23 protein-coding genes are annotated in these 25,557 nt (G+C 52.2%); 11 read left to right on the forward strand and 12 right to left on the reverse strand.

Translation table 11 applies throughout. From position 1 onward, the window contains the following. From D5S03_RS07110 to D5S03_RS07120, 3 genes are all read left to right on the forward strand, one after another. Positions 1–387: carbohydrate kinase family protein (locus tag D5S03_RS07110; protein ID WP_287043203.1), on the forward strand; the 387-nt coding region annotated here is incomplete at its 5' end. A gap of 109 nt (positions 388–496) precedes the next feature. Beyond that, positions 497–2,641 carry an HAD-IIB family hydrolase gene (locus D5S03_RS07115; RefSeq protein ID WP_287043205.1) on the forward strand — a complete coding sequence of 715 codons (2,145 nt, stop codon included), beginning with the start codon at positions 497–499 and terminating at the stop codon, positions 2,639–2,641. Next, positions 2,641–5,022: a sucrose synthase gene (locus tag D5S03_RS07120; protein WP_287043206.1), complete on the forward strand. Its 2,382-nt coding sequence runs from the start codon at positions 2,641–2,643 to the stop codon at positions 5,020–5,022. The genes D5S03_RS07115 and D5S03_RS07120 overlap by 1 nt, the downstream gene beginning before the upstream one ends. Before the next feature lie 154 nt (positions 5,023–5,176). Here the strand turns inward: D5S03_RS07120 and lgt are convergent, their stop codons facing one another. The 4 genes from lgt to D5S03_RS07140 all read right to left on the reverse strand — a co-directional run bounded on the left by lgt (position 5,177) and on the right by D5S03_RS07140 (position 9,066). Next, positions 5,177–5,977 (reverse strand): prolipoprotein diacylglyceryl transferase, encoded by an 801-nt coding sequence (lgt, locus tag D5S03_RS07125; protein ID WP_287043208.1) that lies wholly within the window; start codon positions 5,975–5,977, stop codon positions 5,177–5,179. 133 nt (positions 5,978–6,110) lie between these two features. Further along, on the reverse strand, positions 6,111–6,938 hold the full coding sequence (locus D5S03_RS07130; RefSeq protein ID WP_287043209.1) for a metal ABC transporter permease: 828 nt from the start codon (positions 6,936–6,938) through the stop codon (positions 6,111–6,113). A 4-nt stretch (positions 6,939–6,942) separates the two neighbouring features. After that, complete coding sequence (locus tag D5S03_RS07135; protein ID WP_287043210.1) at positions 6,943–7,701, reverse strand: metal ABC transporter ATP-binding protein; 759 nt, start codon at positions 7,699–7,701, stop codon at positions 6,943–6,945. A gap of 342 nt (positions 7,702–8,043) precedes the next feature. After that, the gene (locus tag D5S03_RS07140) at positions 8,044–9,066 is read right to left on the reverse strand and encodes a metal ABC transporter solute-binding protein, Zn/Mn family (RefSeq protein ID WP_287043211.1); all 1,023 of its coding nucleotides are present in this window, start codon (positions 9,064–9,066) and stop codon (positions 8,044–8,046) included. Between the two features lie 299 nt (positions 9,067–9,365). On the opposite strand from D5S03_RS07140, the gene D5S03_RS13765 reads away from it, so the two are divergent. Then, positions 9,366–9,737, forward strand: a complete 372-nt coding sequence (locus D5S03_RS13765) for a Fur family transcriptional regulator (RefSeq protein ID WP_008869122.1) — start codon at positions 9,366–9,368, stop codon at positions 9,735–9,737. Between the two features lie 28 nt (positions 9,738–9,765). Then, a complete protein-coding gene (gene tpx, locus D5S03_RS07145; protein WP_287043212.1) occupies positions 9,766–10,281 on the forward strand; it encodes a thiol peroxidase in 516 nt (171 codons plus the stop codon). Between the two features lie 92 nt (positions 10,282–10,373). On the opposite strand, the gene D5S03_RS07150 is transcribed toward tpx, so the two are convergent. The 4 genes from D5S03_RS07150 to D5S03_RS07165 all read right to left on the reverse strand — a co-directional run bounded on the left by D5S03_RS07150 (position 10,374) and on the right by D5S03_RS07165 (position 15,081). Next, positions 10,374–11,681, reverse strand: a complete 1,308-nt coding sequence (locus D5S03_RS07150) for a TRAP transporter large permease (RefSeq protein WP_008869120.1) — start codon at positions 11,679–11,681, stop codon at positions 10,374–10,376. Further along, complete coding sequence (locus D5S03_RS07155; RefSeq protein ID WP_287043215.1) at positions 11,678–12,175, reverse strand: TRAP transporter small permease; 498 nt, start codon at positions 12,173–12,175, stop codon at positions 11,678–11,680. Before D5S03_RS07155 ends, D5S03_RS07150 begins: the two co-directional genes overlap by 4 nt. A gap of 384 nt (positions 12,176–12,559) precedes the next feature. Continuing rightward, a complete protein-coding gene (locus D5S03_RS07160; RefSeq protein WP_008869118.1) occupies positions 12,560–13,639 on the reverse strand; it encodes a TRAP transporter substrate-binding protein in 1,080 nt (359 codons plus the stop codon). Positions 13,640–13,860: 221 nt separating this feature from the next. Then, positions 13,861–15,081 carry a bifunctional nucleoside/nucleotide kinase/histidine phosphatase family protein gene (locus D5S03_RS07165; RefSeq protein WP_040417965.1) on the reverse strand — a complete coding sequence of 407 codons (1,221 nt, stop codon included), beginning with the start codon at positions 15,079–15,081 and terminating at the stop codon, positions 13,861–13,863. Positions 15,082–15,244: 163 nt separating this feature from the next. Here D5S03_RS07165 and cls point away from each other — a divergent pair, with 163 nt between their 5' ends. Beyond that, a complete protein-coding gene (gene cls, locus D5S03_RS07170) occupies positions 15,245–16,690 on the forward strand; it encodes a cardiolipin synthase (RefSeq protein ID WP_008869116.1) in 1,446 nt (481 codons plus the stop codon). Positions 16,691–16,783: 93 nt separating this feature from the next. Here cls and D5S03_RS07175 read toward each other — a convergent pair whose 3' ends face one another. Both D5S03_RS07175 and D5S03_RS07180 read right to left on the reverse strand, forming a co-directional pair. Next, complete coding sequence (locus tag D5S03_RS07175) at positions 16,784–18,025, reverse strand: M24 family metallopeptidase (protein ID WP_287043217.1); 1,242 nt, start codon at positions 18,023–18,025, stop codon at positions 16,784–16,786. A gap of 147 nt (positions 18,026–18,172) precedes the next feature. Beyond that, positions 18,173–19,018: a hypothetical protein gene (locus tag D5S03_RS07180; protein WP_287043218.1), complete on the reverse strand. Its 846-nt coding sequence runs from the start codon at positions 19,016–19,018 to the stop codon at positions 18,173–18,175. Positions 19,019–19,097: 79 nt separating this feature from the next. On the opposite strand from D5S03_RS07180, the gene D5S03_RS07185 reads away from it, so the two are divergent. Beyond that, positions 19,098–19,349 (forward strand): hypothetical protein, encoded by a 252-nt coding sequence (locus D5S03_RS07185; protein ID WP_287043219.1) that lies wholly within the window; start codon positions 19,098–19,100, stop codon positions 19,347–19,349. A gap of 81 nt (positions 19,350–19,430) precedes the next feature. On the opposite strand, the gene D5S03_RS07190 is transcribed toward D5S03_RS07185, so the two are convergent. Further along, positions 19,431–19,745, reverse strand: coding sequence for a DVU0772 family protein (locus tag D5S03_RS07190; RefSeq protein WP_008869112.1), 315 nt, complete (start codon positions 19,743–19,745; stop codon positions 19,431–19,433). Positions 19,746–19,867: 122 nt separating this feature from the next. Here D5S03_RS07190 and D5S03_RS07195 point away from each other — a divergent pair, with 122 nt between their 5' ends. Further along, the gene (locus D5S03_RS07195) at positions 19,868–20,413 is read left to right on the forward strand and encodes a DUF6125 family protein (RefSeq protein ID WP_287043221.1); all 546 of its coding nucleotides are present in this window, start codon (positions 19,868–19,870) and stop codon (positions 20,411–20,413) included. Here D5S03_RS07195 and D5S03_RS07200 read toward each other — a convergent pair. Further along, positions 20,410–21,522, reverse strand: a complete 1,113-nt coding sequence (locus D5S03_RS07200; protein ID WP_287043223.1) for a KamA family radical SAM protein — start codon at positions 21,520–21,522, stop codon at positions 20,410–20,412. The genes D5S03_RS07195 and D5S03_RS07200 overlap by 4 nt on opposite strands. Positions 21,523–22,007: 485 nt before the next feature. On the opposite strand from D5S03_RS07200, the gene D5S03_RS07205 reads away from it, so the two are divergent. The 3 genes from D5S03_RS07205 to D5S03_RS07215 form a co-directional block, all read left to right on the forward strand. After that, on the forward strand, positions 22,008–23,402 hold the full coding sequence (locus D5S03_RS07205; protein WP_287043224.1) for an ATP-grasp domain-containing protein: 1,395 nt from the start codon (positions 22,008–22,010) through the stop codon (positions 23,400–23,402). A 3-nt stretch (positions 23,403–23,405) separates the two neighbouring features. Further along, positions 23,406–24,971, forward strand: a complete 1,566-nt coding sequence (locus D5S03_RS07210; protein WP_287043226.1) for a KamA family radical SAM protein — start codon at positions 23,406–23,408, stop codon at positions 24,969–24,971. A gap of 47 nt (positions 24,972–25,018) precedes the next feature. Then, positions 25,019–25,557 (forward strand): M20/M25/M40 family metallo-hydrolase (locus tag D5S03_RS07215; RefSeq protein WP_287043227.1); only part of this gene is annotated, 539 nt, incomplete at its 3' end.

The following is a 25,557-nucleotide window of genomic DNA, read 5'->3' on the forward strand; positions in this document are numbered from 1 at the left end:
AATCTGGATGAGCTTGAAGAGGTGGCCTCAATCCTGGAAATCAGGGAAGAGGGTCTCCAGGCCAGGGCCAGGATGGTGCAGAAGGTCTGCGGGCTAAAATGCCTGGTACTGACCATGGGTGGTGATGGGGCCATGCTTTTTCCCGGAGACCGGGAGCATCTTTTTGCTGCCGCACCGAAAGTAAGTTCTTTCGAGGATGCAGTTGGAGCCGGAGATTCATTCAGCGCCATATTTCTGATGGGCCTTTGCAGGGGCTGGTCATGGGAAAGTATCCTGCAAAGAGCGGTGCGCATTGCTGCGGAAGTATGCTCCATCAAGGGGGCGGTGCCGGAGGAAAAGGACTTTTACAGCAGGTTTGCCCGGTCCGTGATGCATGACGGCCCTTGAACCAGGCCCGTCCCTGCAGACCTGCGTCTGCCAGGGCAAGAACAAGAAACATATTCTTCATTAAATTGACAAGCTTTTGTTATAATTTAATTTTTATCCGGAGGCAGATATGACCAACATCAGACGCCGCAAAGACGGTCTGTACCTGGTGCACCTGAGCATTCACGGCCTGGTGCGGGGTTTTGACATGGAACTGGGCCGGGATTCGGACACTGGCGGCCAGGTCAAGTATGTTGTGGAACTGGCCAGGGCCCTGGGTAAAAATCCCAGGGTGGCCAGGATGGATCTGCTTACCAGAAAGGTCCTGGATTCCAAGGTGGACAACAGCTACGGCAAAACCATCGAGAAGCTGGGGGATAAGGCCAATATCGTGCGCATAGAGTGCGGTCCCAAGAGGTACCTGCGCAAGGAAGTGCTCTGGCCCTATCTGGATGAGTTCACGGACAAGGCCCTGCAGTACTTCAGGCGGGTGGGCATGGTGCCGGATATAATCCACGGACACTACGCCGATGCCGGCCTGGCAGGGTCAAAACTGGCCCAGCACCTGGGGGTGCCTCTTATCTTTACCGGGCATTCACTGGGGCGCATAAAAAAGCAGAGCCTGCTGGAACATGGCCGCAACGAGGCCACCATAGAATCCAGATACAACATGTCCACCAGGATCGAGGCCGAGGAAGTAGCCCTGGGTAATGCTTCCCTGGTAATCACCAGCACAGCCCAGGAACGTGACGAACAATATAAAGAATACGAGAATTATCACCCCAGGAGGATGCGCATCATACCTCCAGGGATAGACCTTGATCGCTTCTATCCCTACAAATCGGATCAGAAGAAGCCCCGGATCGCCCACGAGCTGGACAGGTTTCTGCAGAAGTCCAATAAGCCCATGGTTCTGGCCCTTTCCCGTCCCGACGAGCGCAAGAATATCACCACCCTGGTGGAAGCCTTCGGAGAGAGCCCGGAACTGCGAGAAGCGGCCAACCTGGTGATTATCGCGGGAAACCGTGAAGATATAGTTAGAATGGACAAGGGCCCCAAAAGAGTACTGACCAGGATTCTGATGCTGGTGGACAAGTATGATCTTTACGGTCAGGCAGCATATCCCAAGAAGCATGCAGCTGACGATGTGCCTGAGCTGTACCGCTACGCTGCTCAACGGCGCGGGGTATTTATCAATCCAGCCATGACCGAACCTTTCGGCTTGACGCTTATTGAAGCAGGTGCTACCGGCCTGCCCCTGGTGGCCACCGATGATGGAGGGCCCAGGGAGATAATAGGCAAATGCGCCAACGGCGCACTCATCGATCCCCTGGACAAGGAGGCCATGGTCAACGCCCTTCTGGCCCTGGTGAGGGACAGGGAAAACTGGAAGAAGCACTCCAGGGCAGGCATTAAAGGGGTTAAAAAATATTTTTCATGGGATGCTCATACAAAGACCTATCTGCGCGAGATCCAGAAGCTGCGTCCCCGCAGGAAGGAAGAAGAGCCCAGGCTGCCCATAATCAAGAGCAAGCTGCCTGTGGCGGAAAAAGTTCTGATCACTGACATAGACAATACCCTTCTCGGTGACCACGAAGGGGTCAAGGATCTTCTGGATATCCTGAGCAGTATGCAGGAAGAGCTGGTTTTCGGAGTGGCCACGGGCAGGAGCCTGGAGAGTACCCTGAATATCCTGGCCAAAGAAAACGTACCTGTCCCGGATATTCTCATCACCTCGGTTGGCAGCGAAATATATTACGGGCCGAACATACTCAAGGATCATGCCTGGAGCAGGCATATCGCCTACCGCTGGAAGCCTGGGGCCATTGCAGAGGTCATGAAGGAAGTGCCGGGAGTGAAGATGCAGGCTCAGGAGAATCAAAGAGAATTCAAGCTGAGCTACAACTACACCCCTGGAAAGTACCCGGGGATCAGATACGTACGCAGGCTCCTGCGCCAGAAAGACCTGCATGCAAAGATGATCCATTCCCATAATCAGTTTCTGGATTTTCTGCCGGTAAGGGCCTCCAAGGGCCTGGCCATCAGGTATCTGTGCATGAAATGGGGGGTGGATTTGAAAAAGGTTCTGGTGGCCGGAGATTCCGGCAATGACCGGGAAATGCTTCTGGGCAGCATGCTGGGAGTGATTGTGGGCAACTACAGCCAGGAGCTCAAGAATATGCCCGTGACTTCGAATGTTTATTTTGCATCTGACTATTATGCCCGGGGCATAATCGAGGGCATGCAGTATTTCGGATTTCTGGAGGAAGGATAATGATTGATGTAGAGGAACTGGACGGACTTGATCCCGAACTTAGAAAGTCGTTGTATCTTTTTTTGCGGGAAATGATCAGAAAAGAGAAGCCTTTTCTGCTGCGTTCCGAACTGCAGGACATGCTGGCGGATTTTTTTGAGGACGAAGAACACGGCAGGCACGAATCTGCCCTGGTATTTGAAGTCTTCAGGTATACCCAGGTGGCCACAATACGAAATCCATGGGTTTACCTGGCTGTGCGCCCGGAAATAGCCAAATGGCAGTACTTTCGTTTTCACGTGGAAGATGTGCTTTTTGATGAGATCGGGGCCAGCGACTACCTCAAGTTTGATGAAATGCAGGTGAACAACAGCACCCAGGTGGACGAATTTCTGCTGGAAATAGACCTGGAGCCCTTCAACAGGGAGTTTCCAAAGCTCAATGAATACACCTACATCGGCAAGGGGGTTGATTTTCTCAACCGTCATCTGTCCGGGCAGTTTTTCCAGGACAAGAAGCGGGGACATGAAAAACTGTTTGAGTTCCTGCGCCTGCACCAGATTGAGGGCAAACAGCTCATGCTCAACGGCCACATTGAAACTGTTTCCGGGCTTCGTTCGGCCCTGCGCAAGGCCCTGACCTTTCTTAAGAAGCAGGATCCCTCCCAGAAATGGTCCGGGATTTCCAGGCATATGCAGACACTGGGCTTTCAGCCCGGCTGGGGCAAGGATGTGGAGCGGGTCCGGGAAAATCTTGAGCTGCTGCGGGAGATACTCGAGGCTCCAACCCCCAATATCCTGGCCTCGTTTTTAAGCCGTATACCCATGATATTCAAACTGGTGATAGTCTCGCCTCACGGATATTTCGGGCAGTCCAACGTGCTGGGCAGGCCGGATACCGGGGGGCAGATAGTGTATATTCTGGACCAGGTACGCGCCCTGGAAAAGGAAATGCGCAGGCAGATAAAGGAGCAGGGGCTGGAGATCGAACCGGAGATTGTTGTTTTGACCCGTCAGATTCCCGAGGCCGGGGATACCACCTGCAATCAGCGCCAGGAAGATATAGTGGGTACCAGTAATGCCAGGATCCTGCGGGTGCCTTTCCGCTATCCCAGCGGCGAGATCGTGCCGCACTGGATCTCCAGATTCCATGTCTGGCCCTTCCTGGAGCGGTTCGCCCTGGATTCAACCCAGGAGGTGCACAGTGAACTCAAGGGCCGTCCGGACCTGATCATTGGAAACTATTCCGACGGTAACCTGGTGGCCTCCCTCATGTCCAAAAAGATGAACATCACCCAGTGCAACATCGCCCACGCCCTGGAAAAGTCCAAGTATCTCTTTTCTTCCCAGTATTGGAAGGACAACGAGGCCCAGTACAGGTTTTCCAGTCAGTTCACTGCTGATCTTATCGCCATGAACACCGCTGACTTCATTATTACCAGCACTTACCAGGAGATTGCGGGCACCGAGGAGAGCGTCGGCCAGTACGAAACCTACAATGCCTTTACCATGCCGGATCTTTACCGGGTGGTCAGCGGTATCGACGTGTTTGATCCCAAGTTCAACGTGGTTTCCCCGGGCGCGGATGAAAACGTGTATTTTCCGTATTATGAAAAGGATCGCCGCCTCACGGAGTTGCACGATGAATTGAGCGACTATATTTACGGCCCTCCTGGGGACTGGGCCAGGGGAGAACTGCAGGACCGGTCAAAGCCCATTCTGTTTACCATGGCCCGTCTGGACAGGATAAAAAACCTCACCAGTCTGGTACGCTGGTACGGGGAAAATCCGGAACTCAGGCAGGAAGCCAATCTGGTGCTGGTTGCCGGCAGCCTGGATGTCAGGGATTCTCAGGACGAGGAGGAAAAGGCGTGTATTCAGGAGATGCACAGGCTTTTTGAAGAGTTTGACCTGCATGAACAGGTGCGCTGGCTGGGCACGCGCTTAGACAAGAACATGAGCGGAGAGCTGTACCGTTTTATTGCCGATTCCAGAGGGGCTTTTGTGCAGCCAGCACTTTTCGAGGCCTTTGGACTGACTGTTGTGGAGGCCATGAATTCGGGGCTTCCTACCTTTGCCACCATTTTCGGAGGACCTCTGGAAATAATCGAGGACGGCAAAAGCGGGTTTCATATAGACCCCACCCACGGGGACGAGGCTGCAGGACTCATGGCGGACTTTTTCTCCCGCTGCCGGGCTGATGCAAGCTACTGGGACACCATTTCAAACAACAGCATAAAGCGGGTGGAGGAGAAATACAACTGGAGGCTTTATGCCCAGAGACTGTTGTCCTTTTCCCGGATTTACGGCTTCTGGAAGTATGTGTCCAACCTGGAGCGCGATGAGACCAGGCGTTACCTGGACATGTTCTATTCTCTAAAAATGCGCAGCCTGTCACACTAAGGCCGGATTTTTATCACTGCAGCGACACTTTAAATGGCTGGGCTATCGGCGGCAAAAGGGCCGGATCCCCTGGAGTTCAAATAAAGAGTCGCTGTAGTTTTATCCAGTGCCGAAATTCAGCAGCTGCAAAAATCGGAAGCAGCAAGGGCGGTATCTACGGGTGTTCAGTCCTGGATCCCCTGAATCCGTAAGCCAGGTAAAGAAGCACCGCCCCTAAAATTATCATGGGTACGGACAAGATCTGGCCCATGGTCATCCAGTCCAGGAGCACAAAGCCCAGGTGGGCATCAGGCTCCCGGAAAAATTCCACCAGAAAGCGCAGCACCCCGTAGCCCAGACAGAACAGCCCGGATACGGCCATGGTGGGTCTTGGACGTGAGGAGAATATCCACAGGATGATAAACAGGAGAAGGCCTTCCAGCAGGGCCTGGTAGATCTGGGATGGGTGCCTGGGGACCATATCCGAGCCGGGAAAAACCATGGCCCAGGGCACATCCGTGGGGCGTCCCCAGAGTTCGGCGTTGATAAAGTTGCCGATACGCCCGCACATTACCCCCAAAGCCCCCATGGGGGCCACGAAATCGGTGACCGTGAAAAAGCCCCTGCCTGTTTTGCGGGCATACCAGTACATGGCTATGATCCCGCCGATGAGTCCGCCATGAAAAGACATCCCGCCCTGCCAGATCATGATCGCGGTCCAGGGCTGGGAAACAAACCCGAAAAAATCGTAAAAAAGCATGTAGCCGAGCCTGGCCCCGAGTATTATGCCCAGGGCTCCAAAGACCACCATGTCCGGCAGTTCTTTGACGTCCCAGCCTGAGCCGGGCTTTTTTGCCCTGTGGCGGGCCAGAAGCCAGGCCAGGGTGAATCCGGCCAGGTACATAAGTCCGTACCAGCGGATTTCCAGGGGGCCGATGGCTATGGCTACAGGGTCAAAGTTGGGATGTTGCAGCATGATTTATGATTGTGGGGTTCATGTTTAACTACTCTCCAGGGTCCGGGGACTTCGCAAACAGGACGTAAAAACTCACTCCGCGGAGCGTTTAGATTGACCAATTTTATCTGATGGTGAATTTTACCAAGTTTTTTTAGTTCTTATGCTCTGCTTTGTCTTTAATACTCCTTCCAGGCAGCAGGCCGGATATGATGAAGGCTGCTGCGGCCACCAGAACTACTGTGGCACCGGTGGTCAGATCCAGGTAGTAGGCAAGCCAGATTCCGGTCTGGGTAAAGATGACGCTTATGATAACCGCAAGAAGCATCATCTGCTTGAGAGAACTGGAGTATTTCTCTGCAATATAAGAGGGAATGGTTAAAAGGGCAATAACCAGGATAAGCCCCACCACCTGGATGGTCATGACCACGGTCATGGCCACCATGACCAGGAGCAGAAAATAAAGCGCGGTAACCGGGACTCCCACGGCCCTGGCGAATTCTTCGTCGTGGGACATGGCCAAAAAGTCCTTGTAGAATATCAGCACCAGCACAGTGATGGCCAGGCTGAGGCCTGCCATGGTCCACAGGGCGCTTGCGGGGACCATGAGTATGCTACCGAAGAGATAGCTCATGAGGTCCACCCTGTATCCCGGGGTCAGATCCAGCAGGATTATGCCCGTGGACATGCCCACGGCCCAGATGACGCCTATGACCGTGTCCGCCCGGTGCTTGCGGCTGTGGCTCACCAGGCCCATGGTCAAGGCAGAGATAAGTGCAGCAAGTCCTGCGCCCAGGGAAGGGGGGAATCCGGCAAAGAAGGCCAGTCCGATGCCGCCGTATGAAGCGTGGGCAATGCCCCCGGAAATGAACACCAGCCTGTTGACCACCACCATGGCCCCGATGATGCCGCAGGCGATGCTCACCAGAAAGCCCGCGGCCAGGGCATTGCGCATAAAATCGTACTGCAGGATTTCCAGCATGATCTCAGTGGTGCCTCAGGACCCTGTGGGGGACGTCGCCGTGAGTGATTAGTTCCACCGGGCAGTGGTATACCTTTTCCAGCATTTCCTGGCTGATTTCTGCTGCATCGTGGTAGTAAAGACTGCGGTTTACGCAGGCCACGGCCTTGACGTGACTGGAAAGTACCGAAAGGTCGTGACTTATGACCAGGATGGTGGTTCCCCGGTCATTCAGTTCTTTGAGAAGATCGTAAAACCTGGTGTGAAAGGCCTGGTCCACAGCAGCGGTGGGTTCGTCCAGGAAAAGTATCTGCGGCCTGGCCACCAGTGCCCGGGCTATAAGCACCCTTTGTCTTTGCCCGCCGGAGAGGCTGCCTATGTTGCGCCCGGAAAAGTCCTGCATGCCGACCTGCTCCAGGGCCTGGCGGGCCAGAGCTGAGTCCTGGTCAGTAAAGCGTCTCCAGCGGCCAAGATGTCCCAGGCGCCCCACAAGGACTGTTTCGTGCACAGTGATGGGAAATTTGTCTGCGCCGCTCTGGCTCTGGGGAACGTAACCCACGAGGTGGGGCAGGGCACCGGGGGGTTTTCCCAGTACACGGATAATTCCCCGGGATGGCTGCAGGATGCCCAGCAGGATGCGCATAAGAGTGGTCTTGCCTCCGCCGTTGGGACCCAGTACTGCCAGGAATTCTGCCTGTTTTACCTGCATGTTCACGTCTTCCAGGACCGGGTGGTGGTTGTAGGCAAAGCTAAGACCCTGAATTTCTATGGCGTTTTCATTCATCTGTCATATGTGTGGGCCGGATTAACCGGCCTGGATGTTTTTTTGTAAAAGTATCCGGCATGTCCGGTAACAGCCGTTCAGGGGACATAACTGGCCATATCTGGATGTTATCCCCTGAACGGTAACCCGGGCAGGAAGCATTTGCTGGTAACCATTCAGAGGGGTGCCGGAATCGGCCTGGGGACAGTCCCCGCGACACCTTGCCTTCACAATCACCAAAATTACAAGCACAAAATTCCGTGATCCTGCACAGACCTACACAGCGAGGGACAGTCCCCAGGCCTTGTGCCAGCAATCAACACCGAGGATCCCCTCTGGATGGCTACATTTGTTGCCTGATTATCAGTGCTCCATGGCCTTTCTGAATTTTTCGGCCACGGTGAGCATGTTTTCTTTCCAGTTCTCTGCCAGGGGGTCAATGGAAACAGTCTCTCCGTTTATGGAGTCGGCTATGGTTTCAGCGCTTCGTTTGGAAAACTGCGGAGATACGAATACGACTTTTATGCCTTCATCCCTGGCTGTGTCAATAAGCTCCTTTAAATCAGCCGACCTGGGCTCGCGTCCCTCCACTTCCACAGGAACCTGGACAAGACCATACGCCCGGGCGAAGTATCCCCAGGCCGGATGAAAGACCATGAATTTGCTGCCGGGCGGGACATCATTGAAGACAGACTTGATTTCCTGGTCCAGCTCAAGAAGTTCACGAATAAAGGCAAGGTAATTATCCCTGAACTCAGCCTCTGCCCCGGGCATGGCCTCGGACAGGGCCCGGTAGACGTTGTCTGCGATTATCATGGCCAGATCCGGAGAGAGCCATACGTGCGGGTCCAGGCCATCATGTCCGTTGTGATCATGATGGTGATCATGCCCATTATCGTGCCCGTGATCATGCCCATGGTCATGGTTGTGATTATGTTCATGATCGTGATCATGCCCGTTGTCGTGATCATGCCCGTGGTCATGGTCGTGATCGCAGTCCTGCAGCATGGAGATTTTCTCAATGCCCCGGTCCAGGCGGACTATTTCCAGGTCCGGATGTGTGGATTTGATCCTCGGCAAAAGAGCATTTTCATATTCAACTCCTATGGCCATGTACAGGTCAGCCCGGCCCAGCTTTCTGATCTGGGAAGGTTTGGGTTCAAAGGTATGCGGACTGGCACCTGCAGGAAGAAGTACGGTGGTATCGGTCAACTCCCCACCGATTCTGTCCACAAAGTATTTTTGCGGGGCTATGCTGACCATTATATCCAGGCTGTCCTTGTCCGAGGCCGGGGCCATTGCCGGCCAGAGCAGCATGAGAAACACTGCGGTGATTAAAGCCCAGGCTGACAGCCCGGCTTTTACGGGTGATTTTTTTTCAGGCATAAAAGTTCCTCCTTGGTGCTTTGATTGTGTTTCATGATTTACCTGATAATTGATATACTATTATCATTTTTAACTGGTCAAGTAAATTTTACAGTATCTGTCTAACTTTTAAGGAAAGCAGGGCACAGCCCCCCCGCACTTATTTTTAAATGTGTCAGTCATCCTTTAGAAAAATAAATGCGAGGGAGAGCAAGTCTTTGTGCCACATGCAAAGCTAAACAGGTACAATTTGCATAACTTGAAGTTGCATTTTGCTTTAAATGGCCATATAAATCAGCTTAAGTCCAGGGAGTTTGTATATGAAACACAAGACTCAGCAAAGAAAGGCCTTGATGGAGTGTTTACATGAAGCCCGAGGGCCATTGAGCCCTGCAGAAATTTTATGGTTTTCCCGGGAGAAAGTTCCTTCTCTGGGTATTGCCACGGTATACCGCAACCTGAAGCTGCTGGTAGAGGAAGGGTTTGTTGCCGAACTGCAGGTCCCGGGGCAGGGTTCATATTATGAACCGGCGGACATGGATCACCACCATCATTTCCAATGCCGTAACTGCAAGCAGCTTTTCTGCATACCAGGATGCCCGCCGGGGATAACATCCCTGGCGCCTGAAGGTTTTAAGCTTGATGGGCATGAGATCTTTCTGTATGGACGTTGTTCTGAATGCACTCAATAACTTTAGTGATTTAAAAAAGGAGATTGTCATGAATGAAAGGCAAGGAATCGTGACCCTGCATCAGAACCCCCTGACGCTGGTGGGTGAAGAACCGGTAAAAGACAGAATGGCTCCGGATTTTGAAGTGGTGGACAATGATTTAAACCCGTTTAAGTCTTCCAGCATCAAGGGCCGGGTGGTCATAATCGCCTCGGTACCGTCCCTGGATACTCCCGTGTGCGACATGGAGGTCAGGCGTTTCAACCAGGAAGCAGCATCCCTGCACGATGACATATCCATCCTGACCATCAGCATGGATCTGCCTTTCGCGCAAAAACGCTGGTGCGCCGCAGCCGGAGTGGACAAGGTTCAGACCCTGTCCGACCACAGGGATGCCTCGTTTGGAAAGGCTTACGGAGTACTCATAAAAGAACTGCGTCTGCTGGCCAGGGCCATGTTTGTCGTGGATAGGGAAGGTGTCCTCAAATATATACAGGTTGTGCCCGAAGTGTCAGGAGAGCCCAATTACAAGGCAGTGCTGGATGCAGCTTCAGAACTGATATAGCCTGATGGCAGACGTCCCGGCCTGGACCCTGCTGGAGAAAACACTTATGCCCCTCTACGGATGCAGTCAAATCTATACGGGGCTGTCCATGATCATCTCTGGACCAGGTCGGGCAGAAAAAGGGCCAGCTGTGGAAAAAGAGTCAGTATGGCGATGCAGAGTATTATACTCAACAGGTAAGGCCATACCCCCCTGAAGATGGTCACCACCGGCGTATCCTTGACTATGCCGGCCACCACGTAGACGTTGGCCCCCACAGGAGGCGTTATTACGCCCATGCCCACAACCAGTACGATTATAACCCCGAACCAGATGGGGTCGAATCCAAGGTGAACGGCCACGGGATAGAAGATGGGTATGGTCAGCAGAATCAGGGCCAGGGCATCAATAAAGCATCCAAGCAACAGATATATGAGCAGAATGATGGCCAGGACAGCCACGGGATGGATGGGCAGGTCTCCGGCCCATACAGCCATGGTGGTTGGTATGTTGGTCACTGCCAGAAAGCGGCCGAAAACCGTGGCCGCCGCCACCAGAAACATGATCATGGCCGATATGCGAATGGTGTCGCGCAGGGAATTTTTAAATCCGGTCCAGTTGATCTGCCTGCGGATAATAGCTACGGCCAGGGTGGCGGCAGCTCCGACCCCCCCTGCCTCGGTGGGCGTAAAGTAGCCCAAAAAAAGCCCGCCGATGACCACTATAAATATGATGACAACTTCAACTCCGCCCTTCGCAACAGCCCTTATCTTGCCTTTGAGATCCACTTCCGGTCCGGCCGGGGCCAGATCCGGATTTCTGACGGCCCTTATCCATGTAACCAGCATGAACAGGCCCATAAGGAGAACTCCGGGAATGATTCCCGCCAGAAACAGCTTGGCAATGGATTCCCCTGTGGCGATTCCATAGATGATAAAAATGACGCTGGGAGGGATCATTACCCCCAGGATGGCCGAGGAGGCCACTACTGAAGTGGCCAGGGAGCGATCATACCTGTACCTTTTCATTTCCGGCACTGCCACAGCGCTCATGGTGGCAGCCGTAGCCGTGGTGGAGCCGCATATGGCTCCAAACGCAGTGCTTGCGCCTATGGTGGCCAGGGCCAGGCCTGCGGGCAGCCTGCCCACAACCTTGTAAGTGGCATCGTATATCCTGCGGCTTATGCCGGCATGGTAGGCGATATAGCCCATCCAGACGAAGAGGGGGACCACGATGAGAGAGTACGAGGCAAAGGTGTTGTAGATGGAAGAGGAAGCAATGGAAAGTGCAGCATCCAGGGAAATTAGATAAGCATATCCCCCTACTCCCACCACCAGCATGACAAAAGCCACCGGCATGCGGGCGGCAATGAGTACAAAAACGAGCAGAATAGCTGCGATACCCAGTTCAAAAGGGCTCAATCCTGTTTCCTCCCCCTGATCAGGGCCAGGGTATTTTTAATCATTTCCAAAACTATAATCATGGCAAGCATGATCATGCCGCAGGCAACCAGATAATAAACCGGGTAAAGGGGTAGATCTAAGGAAGAGGTGGACAGGTTTCTTCTGTGCACGTTGGACGCGTACTGCAAAAGCCCCCATGATATAAGGGAGATAAAAGTCAGTGAGATGGCGTTGGTGATAATCTCGACAATATTCTGAATTTTTGGAGGCAGACTGTCTACAAGCAGACTGACAGTCACATGCCCCCTGTTGACTGCACAGTAGGCCACACCCATGGACAGGATGACAGCGCCAAGGATTTCCACCAGTTCATAGCTGCCGGTAAGGGGTTTCCACCAGGCGCGCATGAAAATGTTGGACACTATGACCAGCATGACCAGGACAAGGGCCAGCTGGGCAATCTGGGAAATGCGCAGGGCCAGGTTGTGTACGATTTTTTCCAGGAGCTCCATTGCTACAAGCCCCCTGGCTTTGAAAAAGACCCGGCCGTGAAGGGCGAAAAAAAACCTCCCTCAGTTGACGGGCCGGGCGTTAATTCACAGGGTTGCTTTAATCTGGAAGCCGAATCCTCGGAAGGCATGGCAGGGCAAAAGCTGGTTATATATACGGTGATATTCATCTCAAGTGTTAAGGTTGTCTGTTATTGCCGCAATTGTGCAGTTCCTGGTTTCGTTTTTCTCGTCAGGCTTTTAAGAAAAACAGGGGACCTTCCAGCACCCTGCCGGCAGTATATCCAGGCTTTGTTCAGCGAGCGCCTGGAACGGGTGCGGGAAAGTCCCCATGCCATAATGTTAGAAAACAGGCAAGGGCATGTTAACATGCCTTTATAATTGACTTTAGTACTCCGGATATTCTGCCGAGAATTTTTCGTCCAGTTCCCTGATAAGCTCGACGGTTTTTTCAGCCGGCAGCCCCCTGTTTTCCTGCTTCTTTATCCAGTCTTCCACCACGGGCTGAATACGATCTAACCATTTCTGCTCTTCGTCTGCATCCAGTTCAAAGAATTCTATGCCGTGCTCCTGCATGCCGTACTCAAGGCCTTCCTGCCTGTGGTCGGCCCTGGATTTTCCGTATTCATAGGCGAATTCATCGTTCATTTCCCGGAATACGTCCTGAATATCAGGAGGCAGGGAATTCCAGGTGCCCTTGTTCATGATTTTCATAAAGACTACATTGTAGAGAAAAGGAGTATGAGTGACATAATCAACCACTTCAGCCAGCCTGAATCCTTTCAGGGTGTCGTTGGGGGCCACAATGCCGTCCACAAGTCCCTGGTCCAGGGCCAGATAGGATTCGGACATGGGCATGGAATGAGTGACCGCTCCCAGTTTTTCCAGGGGCGGAACAGTTCCCCCTACGGCCCGGATTTCCATTCCGGCCAGTTCATCAAGGTTTCTGGCGGGCTTCTGGCTCATGATGTCCCCTGGTCCGGTGGCCCAGAAAAAGAGGACCTTGACGTCTTCAAACTCGTCGATCCCCAGATCCTGCTTTATTCTTTTGTAGCCTTCATGGGCGGTCATGGAGGCGGATACAGCATTGACATTCTGGTAGCCGGGCAGTTCAAAGGCCTCCATCAGGGGAAACATTCCCGGAGTATAGGAGGGGCAGGTCGTGCCTATATCCGCCACGCCCCCGGCCACGCCGTTGTAGATTTCCCGGGCGCCGAGCAGGGCTTCGCCTGCATGCAGGTTAATGCTGACGCGTCCGTCTGTACGTTTTTCCACCTCCTCTATCCAGCGTTTATGGGCATCAGCAACCATAAAATCGGTGGCAGGCCAAAAAGTGGCCAGGGAGAGGCTGAAGGTCTCTTCGGGTTTTTCAGCGTCATCCATTTCTTCATCTGCAGCACACCCGAATACCACCGGAAAAAAAAGTATTAATAACAGCCAGATCCAGTAATAAAGTCTCCCCTTCATCCCTATTCCCTCCATGGTCCATGTTTATGAGCAGTTTGTTGATAAGGCAGCTGATTTTTCCAGGAAAAAACTCCGGTACGTAAAAAGCTGAACAGATAATCCAGAACAAAAGCTATCATCTCAAAAGTATATGAATCGGGCAACCTCTATTCTGTCACCGGTTTTACGGGGCATGTGAATGCTGTATATATAAACCGGGCGGATTTGTAAAACAGGGTGTACTAGTACCGCTTAAGCTCAAAAAGTTTCTTGGACTGAGTAGACACTATATGAAAGTATCTGTCCTGGGGGGTATATATGTAGGGCACATCTTCCTTCCGGCGGTATAGAAAGTGAGCCAGAATCATGCGGTTGACCGCCTGGTGCCCGATTATCATTATGTAAGTGGCATTTCCGCTCAAATATATGGCTTTTTTCAGACCCCGGTCCACCCTGTGCTTCAGGGTCACGTAGCCCTCACCCTCGGGGTAGATATAATTGTATTTGTCCTTGGTCCGGCTGTAGAATACTTCCGGTTTCTCGCGTCGGATCTCATCGTAGCTCATGTATTCGCAGGTACCGGCGTTGATTTCATTAAATTCCTTGAGCTGCATGACCTGGGCGTTTTTCTGCATTTCACTTATGGGACGGGCGGTCTGGACGGTGCGTTTCTTGGTGCTGGTATAGATATTTGGGATGTTGGTCTGTTTGAAGTGAGCCGCCAGGGCCTGGGCCTGGGCCCAGCCGTTGGGTGTAAGTTCTGAATCCCCCCCGATCCTGTTCTCCAGGTTGAAATAGCTCTCACCGTGTCTTACCAGGAAAAGGTTTTTGACCCAGTCCGAAACCAGAAGATCCCGTATCTGAACATTGCAGAAGATGTTGTCAGTCATCCTTTCACCCAGGATCTGGTTGTTCAGTGAGTCCAGTACATAGTAGTTGCGCTCTTCCTGGAGGGGCTGGGCGATATGCTCGTAATACTGGATTCTTTTTTTGAAGCTTTCAAATGCCTCCTGAAAGTCCATCCTTGAGAATTCCGGCTGCTCTGTTTTTTTGGTGATGCTGGCCTTGAGTATTTCGTCGTCATTGTTGATGCACTCCACAAACAAAACCGGATGGTCGGTGAGCATGTTTTGAATGGTCCTGCGGCGTTTGAGGCTGACATTGGTGGCATCCAGTATGGCCACCTGTCCGTCTCCCTGGAGATACCTGCTGGCGTTTTTGATATTGGTCAGGGCGATCTGCTCTCTTTGCTCGGCATTGGTTTTGTTTTCAGGGTTGTAAAAGTCCGGTCTGGAGGAATTTTCGCTCAAAAGCTTGCGCCTTAAGTCCCCGTTATTAAAGATGCGGACTTTGATGTTTTCTTTTTTCAGGCCTTCCTTGAGTTTGGCGGCCACGGTGGATTTGCCGCGGGCGGGCAATCCCACCATGGCAATGTACAGCTTGTTCAGGTAACCGTTATTCATAAGCACAAACAAACCCTTTCTTTCTGTTTCTGTACCTTTGAGATGTTCAAAGGCTTGATCCTTAAGGTTAAAGGGCATATAAATACCCGTTCAGTCTTCATTGATAAAAAAACAGATAAACACATTTTCAGGATTCAGGCAACCGGTTTAAAAAGTTATTAAAATGCAAGCAGTTGAATGGGTTGTTGTAGGTATAATTCTTTTTTTCAATTTCCTGGCTGCAGGTCACGCCCTTCTTTACAAAAGAGATCCCAAGGGGGCCTGGGCCTGGATAGTAACCTGTCTGCTGGTGCCCACCCTGGGGCCGGTTCTCTATTTTCTTTTAGGTATCAACAGGGTGAAGACCAGGGCCAAGAAACTGAAATGGTACTGGCCGCACTGGGACACGGATATTTATCCTTCTACTCAGAAACTGGCCCCTGCAGAAAAAAAAGTTCGCGACTTTGAAATTTCCCCTGACTTTCATCAACTGGCCCAGCTTTCAGAGGCGATTTCCAGAAGGCCTCTTCTTCAGGGCAACCGGGTGACTCCCTTATACAACGGAGAGCAGGCTTATCCAGAAATGCTGGCTGCCATCAACAGGGCGCAGAAAAGTATTTACCTGGTGACCTTTATTTTCGAAAGCAACGATACCGGCCAGCAGTTTGCAAATGCTTTGTCTAAAGCTGTACAGCGGGGTGTGGATGTGCGCGTGCTGGTGGACGGAATCGGGGAGTATTACTCCTGGCCCAGAATAGGAAAAACCCTCAAGGATAAAGGTGTTCCTTTTGTCCGTTTTCTGCCCCCCAGGCTTTATCCTCCTTCCCCGTTCATCAACCTTAGATATCACCGGAAAATGCTCATTGTGGACAGTGAGTTCGGTTTTACCGGGGGCATGAATCTCGGGGACAGGCACTTAGTGACAAAGCTCAACAACCGCAAGCGAAAACAGGATGTGCATTTTAAGTTTTCCGGTGCTGTGGTGAACCAGATGGAAGAGGTGTTTATGGAGGACTGGGGTTTTTGCACCGGTGATTACAGCAAAAGCCCCAGGCAGAAGGTGGCCAGGGCGCACCAGGGGGAGGCCGTCTGCAGGACCATTACTGTTGGTCCCAACCAGGACCTGGACAAGCTGCGTATTCTTCTTACAGGGATCGTTTCCCAGGCCAGGAAAAGAATCCTGATCATGACCCCATATTTTCTGCCCTCACAGGAGCTTATAGTGGCCCTGCAGACAGCGGCCCTCAAGGGCCTGGAGGTCAGCGTGGTTCTTCCTGAAAAAAACAATCTGCCCTACGTGCACTGGGCCACCAGAAACATGCTCTGGGAGATTCTTCAAAGCGGGGTAAAGGTGTTTTATCAGCCCCCGCCTTTTGCGCATTCAAAGCTCTTTGTAGCTGATGACTCCTATGCTCTCATAGGCTCGGCAAATATGGACCCCCGTAGTCTGAGGCTCAATTTTGAACTGGTGGTCGAAGTCTACGAAAAAAGGCTGGCAGGTAAGCTGGCCAGGCACATCCGTTCCAGAATACGTGAATCCCACGAGACCACCCTGCATGAAGTGGACAACCGGCCCCTGCCTGTGCGTACCAGGGATTCCTTCTGCTGGCTTTTCAGTCCTTATCTGTAAGAATATCGCCTGCCTTCAGGGACACAACTGACTCTTTGCAGGCGCACGAGCACCCCCTGAATGCTTACATTGCCCTCTTCGCATCTGCAGAGATCAGGCAGGTATAACCATATCCCGGGGATCGGTGGAAAGAGAGGACAAAACCCTGGGCTTGTCGCTTATATGCACCACGTCCTCCACTCTGACCCCAAGCTCCTGGAAATAAAGACCCGGTTCCAGGGCCACCACGTGACCCCTGGCAAAAGTCGGTTCAATTTGGTGCTCCATTTCCCTGGTCAGGCTCATGAATGAGCTGCCCAGTCCGGATTGGGCCAGCAAAGAGGCCTCCTTGTCCTCTTCCTCCTCCTGGGTGGCATCAGGGGCGGATCCCAGCAGTGGTTCTTCGTGAACCTCAAGGCCGATGCCGTGTCCGGCGGCATAAATCATGTGCTGCTCCAGGTCCTTCCGGCGGAACAGTTCTCTGATGGCCTCTTCAGGTCCGTAAATGCTCTGCCCGGGGTGCATTTTTTCCAGTGCAGCCTGGCGGGCCTGCAGCACCAGGTTGTAGTGTTCCAGAAAAGAGCTGTCCGGCTGGCTCCCGAGATAAAACATCCTGGTGATATCCGACCAGTAGCCCTTGATTCTTACCCCGTAATCAATGAGCAGTGGGCCATTTTCCAGTTCCTGGTCCATCCACCTGGAAAAGGCCAGGGCTGTGCCTGGGCCGCTCTTGATGCGGCACTTGGATTCTTCCGCGCCCAGGGCCTTGGCCCTGGCGTCGAATATGCCGGAGAGTTCCTTTTCAGATACGCCAACCCTGATTTTCTGTCTAAGGTGCTCCATGGCCTGATCCGCGATCCTGCAGGCCTCTTCAATGCGCTGTACCTCGAAACTGTCCTTTATTTCCCTCAGGGCGTTTATTTCATGGGTTATGTTCATGTGATTGCGGATCTGGAAATACTTGAACAAAAAAAGGCTAAGATAGTCCACTTCTATGCCTATGGGCGATTCGCTGACCTTGCGCATCATGCCCTTTAAAAAAGTATTTGGAGGAGGGCGCAGCATTTTTTTATCCACCATGCGCTCATAAGCGCTCCGGGCTATGTCCATATCCCCGGCTGTAACCGGGATGAGGCTGTCTCTTTTTGCCTCTTCCAGTACTGATCGTGCAGCCACCAGCTCTGGTTCGCCGTCGGTGGGAACCAGGACGAAAGAAGGCTCGTGGGGGTAGACGGAAGTGAAGTAGTAGATGTTTTCCGGCTTGTGGATGAGTACTCCTGTCAAGTACATTTCCTGTGCTCTTTGCTGCAGGCTGAGGATTCTTTTCCAGCCGGTCATTATTTTGGGCTTGTTCATATTATCTTGAGAATTAAGAGTTACAAATTGTGTAATTATTCACCAGGGTCCACATACAGACGCTTAGTATATCCAGCTGAAACAGATGGCTACCAGATAAATCAAGTAATTAAAGCTTGCTCGTTTGGCCAGGCAATGAAGGGATGCTTATCCCTTGAGGCCGAAAAAGCGTTTCCAGCTGAATGCAGGCTGGAACTGCTGGAAATAGTAGGCCAGAAAGGGATATGCTCCCCACTTGGCTTTGAAGGACACGATTCCAGGGTTAATCCCCAGTCCCATATTGATATACTTTTTGTCCAGTTTCCGGGCCTGATTTATTGCCTCCTGAAGCAGCAGATCGTTAACTCCCGGGATGTCCCTGGATTTTTTTCCGGTTATGTTGAACAGGTAAAATGCAAAGAGCCTGGAGCCTGTTTCCAGGATGTCGTAAGCCACCAGGCTGTTGTCCCGCATTGTCCTGGCCTCTATAACAAGGGCCGTTTCAGAATGGCTTAGATACTCTGGAATGCGGTGAAAGAAAAGGGCTTTTTCCTGGTCCAGGCCTTTAAAATCAATAAATTTTCTCAACAGCTCCAGGTGGTCGCGGGTAAAATCCCGTCCAACAGAAATATGCACCTCACTGGAGGCCCTTTTGAGCATATTGCGAAGCTTGGGGCCGCTCAGGATGTTGCTTAGATCCAGGCAATAGTAAAGATCATATTCAGATCTGACGGGCTTGTATCCATGCACATCCAGGGGGACCGGGCCTATGCAGGCAAGCTCGGCAGGTTTCATTTTCCGGGCTATGTAGTTTACATGACGGCAGAGGTCAGGACCTTTTGTGTCCAGAGGCAGGGGGCAGGCCATGAGACTTGTTTTTTCCTTTGCCTGGTAATACAGAAGCCCCCCGTCCATGCAGGGTTCGCTGTCGGAGAAAGGGCACAGGTAAGAAGGGAGATGTTCGGGAATGTATGCCAGGTTGTATATCAGTCTTTTCTGGCATGAATTTAGCATATTAATCAGCATAACAGGCTAAAGGTTACTGGGGAAACTACCGATAAGGTGTATAAGGAAATAAACAAGGAGGTGCATTATGCTGGTACCCAGTTATTTCCAGATTTCCCCTAAAAGTCGCCACGAGATTCAGACACAACTGCAAAAGGCCGGCCGGGAGATCAGGATTGATTCGGATGACCGCCGGGAAGGCCTTGGGCAGAAACAAAAGTCTGAATATGGACGAAAAAAAAGGGAAAAGTCTGCCGTGTCCGGGATCGGGAAAACCTATGCCGAAGTACACGAGGTGTACAACAAAAAGGCCGAAATTGTCAGGGTTGCTTCCGGATGAAAGACCAGTCCTTCTTACGGTCGGTTATAAGAAGAACCTGCCCTGTATCGGGTGTATTTCTGGTAATGTGTCCGGCAGAAACTAAAACCATTTCTGCAGCCATTCCTTGACTTCCGGCGGAAGTCCATGCACTCCCCTGGCCCTGCAGCAGTCCCAGAATTCCCTGGGCAGTTCCATTTCATATAAAGACTCGGACCCGTCCTTGGTCATTTTCTGCAGACGCAGGATATAGGGCTCCTGCCAGGAATCTATACAGAAAAAGTATGTTTCCGAGTCTGAGTCATGGTGTTTGCCGGAATATCCGGTATTGCCCCATTCCAGGTGCATGGCCACTGCGTCTGCAGGCTCCACGTCCCAGTCTATGGGCAGATTTTTGAATTTTTTCAGTTCTTCCATATATGTATTGTCCTTTGTGTTTGTTGCAGATAGGCTTGAGACCGGGCCGCAAGAGTATTCATTGATGGGGAAGGAAATATATCCCGTAAATGACTTTTCTACCTTAACAGCATGTAAAGCATATGGAAAGCAAAAATCAGGGCAGGGAGGCAAAAATGCCGGAAAAAGACCTGGATATTATGGACAGGGAGGAGCTGAGGAAGCTGGCCGGAAGTCTGCTTTGGCAGTTGAGGCTTGCGGATGCCTTCTGGTTCATAAATATTGAAAAGCGGATGGGACTGGAAGGGGCGGAAGAAGTCAACGCCTTAGTCTGGGAGCAGGTGGGCCGGCTGGCGGCCAGGGACATCCTCAGGCGTTTCGCCATACAGGAAAAGGGCTTGCAGGGTCTGCTGCAGGCCCTTAAATATTTTTCCTGGGGGCTGATGCTGGACTATGATGTTCAGTCCGGGGACAAGGAGATGATATTAAGCGTCCCTGTATGCCCGGCCCAGGAGGGACGTAAAAAACACGGGCTGGGTGAGTACAGCTGCAAGGAGATGCACCTGAGGGAGTTTACAGCCTTTGCCGGGGAAATAGATCCCCGCATCAGGGTCCACTGTATCTTTGCCCCTCCTGATGATCATCCCCCTGAACTATATTGCAGATGGCGTTTTGACCTTGGGGCTTAACCTTCCTGCTGCTCGTACGTCTCTACGATCTCCTTGTAGTCGTCAAACCAGTAGGCTCTGGGATTGCGCGTGCATATGTGCACCTTTCCGCTTTCGTCCGGGTCAGCCGCCCGGTGATAGCGGAAAATGATGTTTTCATCGGTCATGGCCAACGCCTCTATTTTGCCCGAGGCATGGGACATGGCCAGTTTGGCCCGTTTTCCCAGGCCGGAGCACATGCTCCTGGCATTCTGGTAAACATTGAAGGCTTCTTCCACGGGAACAGCATAAGGCTTATTGCCCACCGTGGGTCTGCAGATAAAGATGTAGTAAGGGGCCACCCCCATGTAGGAAAGCCTGTTGAAAAGTTCTCCCAGGACCTGCGGGTCATCGTTGACGCCTCTGAGCATCGGGGTCTGGTTGCAGAGTATGCCGCCGGCCTTGATGAGCCTGTCGCATGCCTCCAGGCTGACATCGGTCATTTCCCTGGGGTGGGTGTAATGAGTCATAAAGTAGATCCTTTTATCCGGCAGGCTGTATTTTTTGACCATTTCCAACAGTTCCTGGTCGTTGAGGACCCGGTATGGATTATAGGACAAAAGCTTGGTGCCTATGCGGATGATTTTTACGTGATCAATCCCGCGAAGTCTGGAAATGATTTTCTCCAGCCTTGAGGTGGAAAGCATGAGCCCGTCGCCGCCGGTTATGAGGACATTGTTTATCTCCGGATGATTGCGAACATAATCGCAGGCGGCGTCCAGATCTGTGAGGACCTCGCGCTGCTCCGGGTGGATGAAAAGCCTCTTGCGGAAGCAATACCTGCAGAATCCCCCGCAGGCATCACTGGCTAAGAATACGGCCGTGCTGACATACTTGTGCTGAAGCCCGGGCAGGACGGAATAGCTTTGTTCGTTGGATGCATCCAGACGCCCCCACTGGTCCAGTTCCTGCACAGAAGGTATGATGATCCTGCGGATGGGATCATCCGGGTCGTCCCAGTTCACTAAGGACAGGTAGTACTCGTTGGATCTGAATTCAAAGGTATCCATTACCGGGGCAAGCTGCTCCAGGTCCCGGCCGGTGAGACCGGGGACTTTATTTATGTCGTTTATGTACTGCGGTGTGTGCATATTGCCTCCATTTAAAACTGGTTTGAAAAATGCAAGAAATACTAAAGCCTGCTTTTGCCGGCCGTCGCTTGTGGCCTTGAAATCAGGGGGCAGATATTCAGCCGGTAAATGATTGAATTGAAAGGAGGGGCCGGCAGGCAAGGTTTTAATGATCTCTGTCCTGCAGCGACACTTGGAAAATGGGTGACTTGTAAAATCAGGCACAGGCACGAATTAAGTGTTGATGCAGGTCTATGTAAAATTCAAATTTAACTTAATATGGCTTTGTGTCAAATATTTTTGAATTTTTTTGCAGGGTTGTTTCTTGAATATTCGTTTTTGTATCCTGTGATTTTCCCTTTGCCAGGCTGTTTCCAAGGTATTTAGAATGCTGGTACGGGTATTTTTTTGGGGTTAAGACAAATAATCCAGTGCCATGTTTACATATTTGTAAGACAGGCTCTGGTTTTTTCATCAAATTGTAAAAAGTCAGGTGGAAAAAACGCATGTTTTCAGACCAGGATGATGTCCTTTTTTCTGATTTGCATCTGAAAGAGGATGTCCTGTATTTTTTTTACGTAGGCGAGATCAAGGCTGACTGCCTCAACCAGTTTGTTGCCGAGACTCTGGGCAAGATACATGGACGCAAATTCGAGTGCATTTCCATTGTCCCGGATATAATGGAGTCCTACCCCCACAGGAATATAATGGTCATTAATCCCCTGGCCAAGAATCTTTATAATCAGACCAGCAGGAAATACAGCTGCCGCATGGGGGCTAAGGAGTTTGCCTGCGAGGTGTCCCGCTCTGCCGCGGTGCGAAGACTGGCGGAAATGCTCATCGCCAGGCAGGGCAGACTTTACATTCATGTTTATGAGTCACTGCCCCAGCTGGAACTCTGTCAGCTGCCCGGAACCGTTCTTCTTGGCCCGGAGGGGAGTATTTCCTCCATCTGGAACAACAAGCTTTATCAGCTGCAGATGTTGAGCGGGCAGGTACCGCTCATGGATTACCGCATCTGTAAAAATGTCCGGGAGCTGTACGCGGGCGTGGAAAGCGTGGCCCAGGAATGGTCAGAGGGGATTTTTGTCAGCAGGCCTTATTCCGCTGCCGGTGCCAACAGTTTTATAATCCGCTCCGCACCAGAACTTGAGGACCAGGAGCCCTTGAGCCGGGATACTTACTTCATCAGCCGTTACGTACCGCATGAACTTGATCCTACGGTCCTGGGAGTTGTGGGCAACGAGGACGACGTATTCATAGCGGCCATCGCCGACCAGGAGATTGAAAATAAAAACAGTTTCCGCGGTTCGGCTTTTCCTTCTTCCCTGTCCCATAAAGAGCAGGCAGAGGTCAGGGAACATGCCCGCATGGTGGGGCGTGTACTGGGAAGGAGCGGGTACAGGGGCATTTTCGGGTGTGATTTTATAGTTGATAATCAGGGCCGGATTTTTTTTGTGGAAGTTAACGCCCGCAAACAGGGAACCACCATGGAGATGTGCTGTACCCTGGAAAATGCCCTGCCCCCGGGTGCTCCCTCCCTTATGGAGATGGAGTATCATGCCGTGGTGCACAACAGGCTGCCCCCGGGAAGGCAGGAGATCAAGGAAGCCATACAGGGGCTTTTCTGGCGCACCTATAATTTCAAGGTGGAGCGTGAGGTGGTGACAAATTACTTTCTGCCCATGGACGAAGACGAGAGGGAGCTCTTCAGGCAGGTCCGTCAGAAAGGTCTTGAGCACAGGATGATCATTGTGGAGCATCCCGGGCATAAGCGATGTGTTATGCCCGGTTCTTTCCTGGGCCGGATAGTGGCGGTGGCCACCAACCGGGAAGATCTGGACAGGGATATAAGCCTGGGCAAATTCATGCTGGAAGAATCTATAACCATAAGGGAATAAGTGATGAACTTCAAAGAAGATCTCGATGAATATACTGAAGAATTGCTGGATTTTCTCTACACAGGAAAAGATAAGGAGGACGAATCAGGATACGGCCCCGCTGTCCAGGAGATGCTGGTAAAGGCCCGTTCAGGCAGCTCTGTTCAGGATATTGTGGATCTTTTTCTATATTTGAAGCAGGCCAGGATGGACAGCGGCCTGAGCCCCCACTGCCTGGGCCTGGCGCGAAGCGATGCCGTGGGGCTGGCCATCAAGCACCAGGACCTGGACGAGCACAGGGTAAGCCTGGGCGGCCGGGTGAATCAGGCAGCTTCCATTGTGCAGCAGGCAGGGGACAGGATAGAGAGTTACCTGGAGGACAGGGACAGGGAAGCACCAAGCGGGATCATGCTCTGGGAACGCATTCAGGAAAATCACGCCCGCATCAGAGAGGTTCTGGGCATGTCCATGCAGGAGTGGAATTCTTTTTCCGGACAGCTCAGATATGCCATTGAGTCCCCCCGGACCCTGGAATCCATTTTGAATCTTCCCGCCGGGGCACTGGAAGAAGTGGGTAGGGTGACCAAAGATTACCGCATGCGGCTTACTCCTTATTATGCAGGCCTGATAATGCCGGAAAGCCTGGACGATCCGGTTCTGCTGCAATCTGTACCTACAGGAGAAATGGTGGACAATGCAGGGGTGGAGATGCCTCCGGTGGCGGCGGATCATTCTCCGGCCAGGCTTATTGACCAGTTTTACCCCAGGGTGGTAACCATCAAGGCCACAAACATGTGCGCCATGTACTGCACCCATTGCCTGCGCATAGCCCATATCGGCAAAAAGGACCGCATCTACCCCGAGCAGGCCTACGCCGAGGCCCTGGATTACATCCGGAGGGACAGGCGCATCAGGGATGTCCTGATAACGGGCGGGGATGCTTTTATGCTTCCCGACAAGGTGTTGCGGTATATGCTTTCTGAACTGGACGGCTTGGAACATGTGCGGATAAAGCGCCTGGGCACCAGGATCCCGGTGACTACTCCCCAGCGGGTGGATCAGGAGCTTCTGGATATTTTGGAGGAAAGCAACGACAAAAAGCCGGTGCGCGTGGTGACCCAGATCAATACCGCCCAGGAGATCACTCCAGTGTCCAGGGAGGCTTTCAGGCGGATCTCCAAGGCTGTTTCTGCAGTGCTCAACCAGGCGGTGCTGTTGAAAGGCATAAACGACAGCTTCGTCAAGATGGCTCACCTGTGTGAAACCATCCAGGAAGCTTATGTCCGGCCCTATTACATTTTCAACTGCAGTTACCGCAATCCCCAGTTCAGTCACTTGCGGGTGCCGGTGGAAAAGGGCCGGGATATAGTGGAGGGTATGTACGGAAATATATCCGGGGATGCCATACCCAGGTACATAGCCACCGCCGGGGGCAAGATTCCCCTTCACCGCAGCAATGTCCTGGACCGGGAGCAGGGTGACATCATCCTGCAGAAGCCATGGAGCGGTGAGCAGGTCAGGTATCCTGATGCAGACCCTGAGGTGTATTCAGATTCCCGGTGGGGACTGAAAAGGTATGAAGCGAATTGATACATAAAGGCGGGCTATACCCGCAACACAATAAAAAAACCAAGCCCATGATACAAAAAATTGCAGAGGATATATATTCCAGGCAGCAGGAAATGCTGGACCTTTTGAGGCAGCTGGTGCTCATCCAGAGCGGCAGTCACAACAAAGAGGGCCTGGACCGCATGGCTGAAACCATGGCCGGAATTCTGGCCGGTACAGGGATGGACAGCCGGGTTGTTCCTTTTACCCACTGCGGCAACATGGTCATTGCCCGGACCCCCAAAGCCGGGGAACAAAAGGGCCTGCTACTGGTGGGGCACATGGACACGGTATTTGCTGCAGATACTTCATTCGACTGGTTCCAGGAGGACGAGACATGCGTCTACGGTCCCGGGGTCCTTGACATGAAGGGCGGCCTGGTTGTGGGGGTGTTTGCCCTCAAGGCCCTGGCCAGGTTCGGCATGCTCCAGGATATGGCAGTGACTTTTTTGTGCAATTCTGACGAGGAAGTGGGCTCGCCTTATTCCCGGGGATTGATAGAAGAATTAAGCCAAAAGAGTAAAATGGCCCTGGTCCTGGAAGGAGGCGGTCTTGACGGGGAGCTTGT

The sequence above is a fragment of the Desulfonatronospira sp. MSAO_Bac3 genome (assembly GCF_003838035.1).
GTDB classification, from domain to species: domain Bacteria; phylum Desulfobacterota; class Desulfovibrionia; order Desulfovibrionales; family Desulfonatronovibrionaceae; genus Desulfonatronospira; species Desulfonatronospira thiodismutans.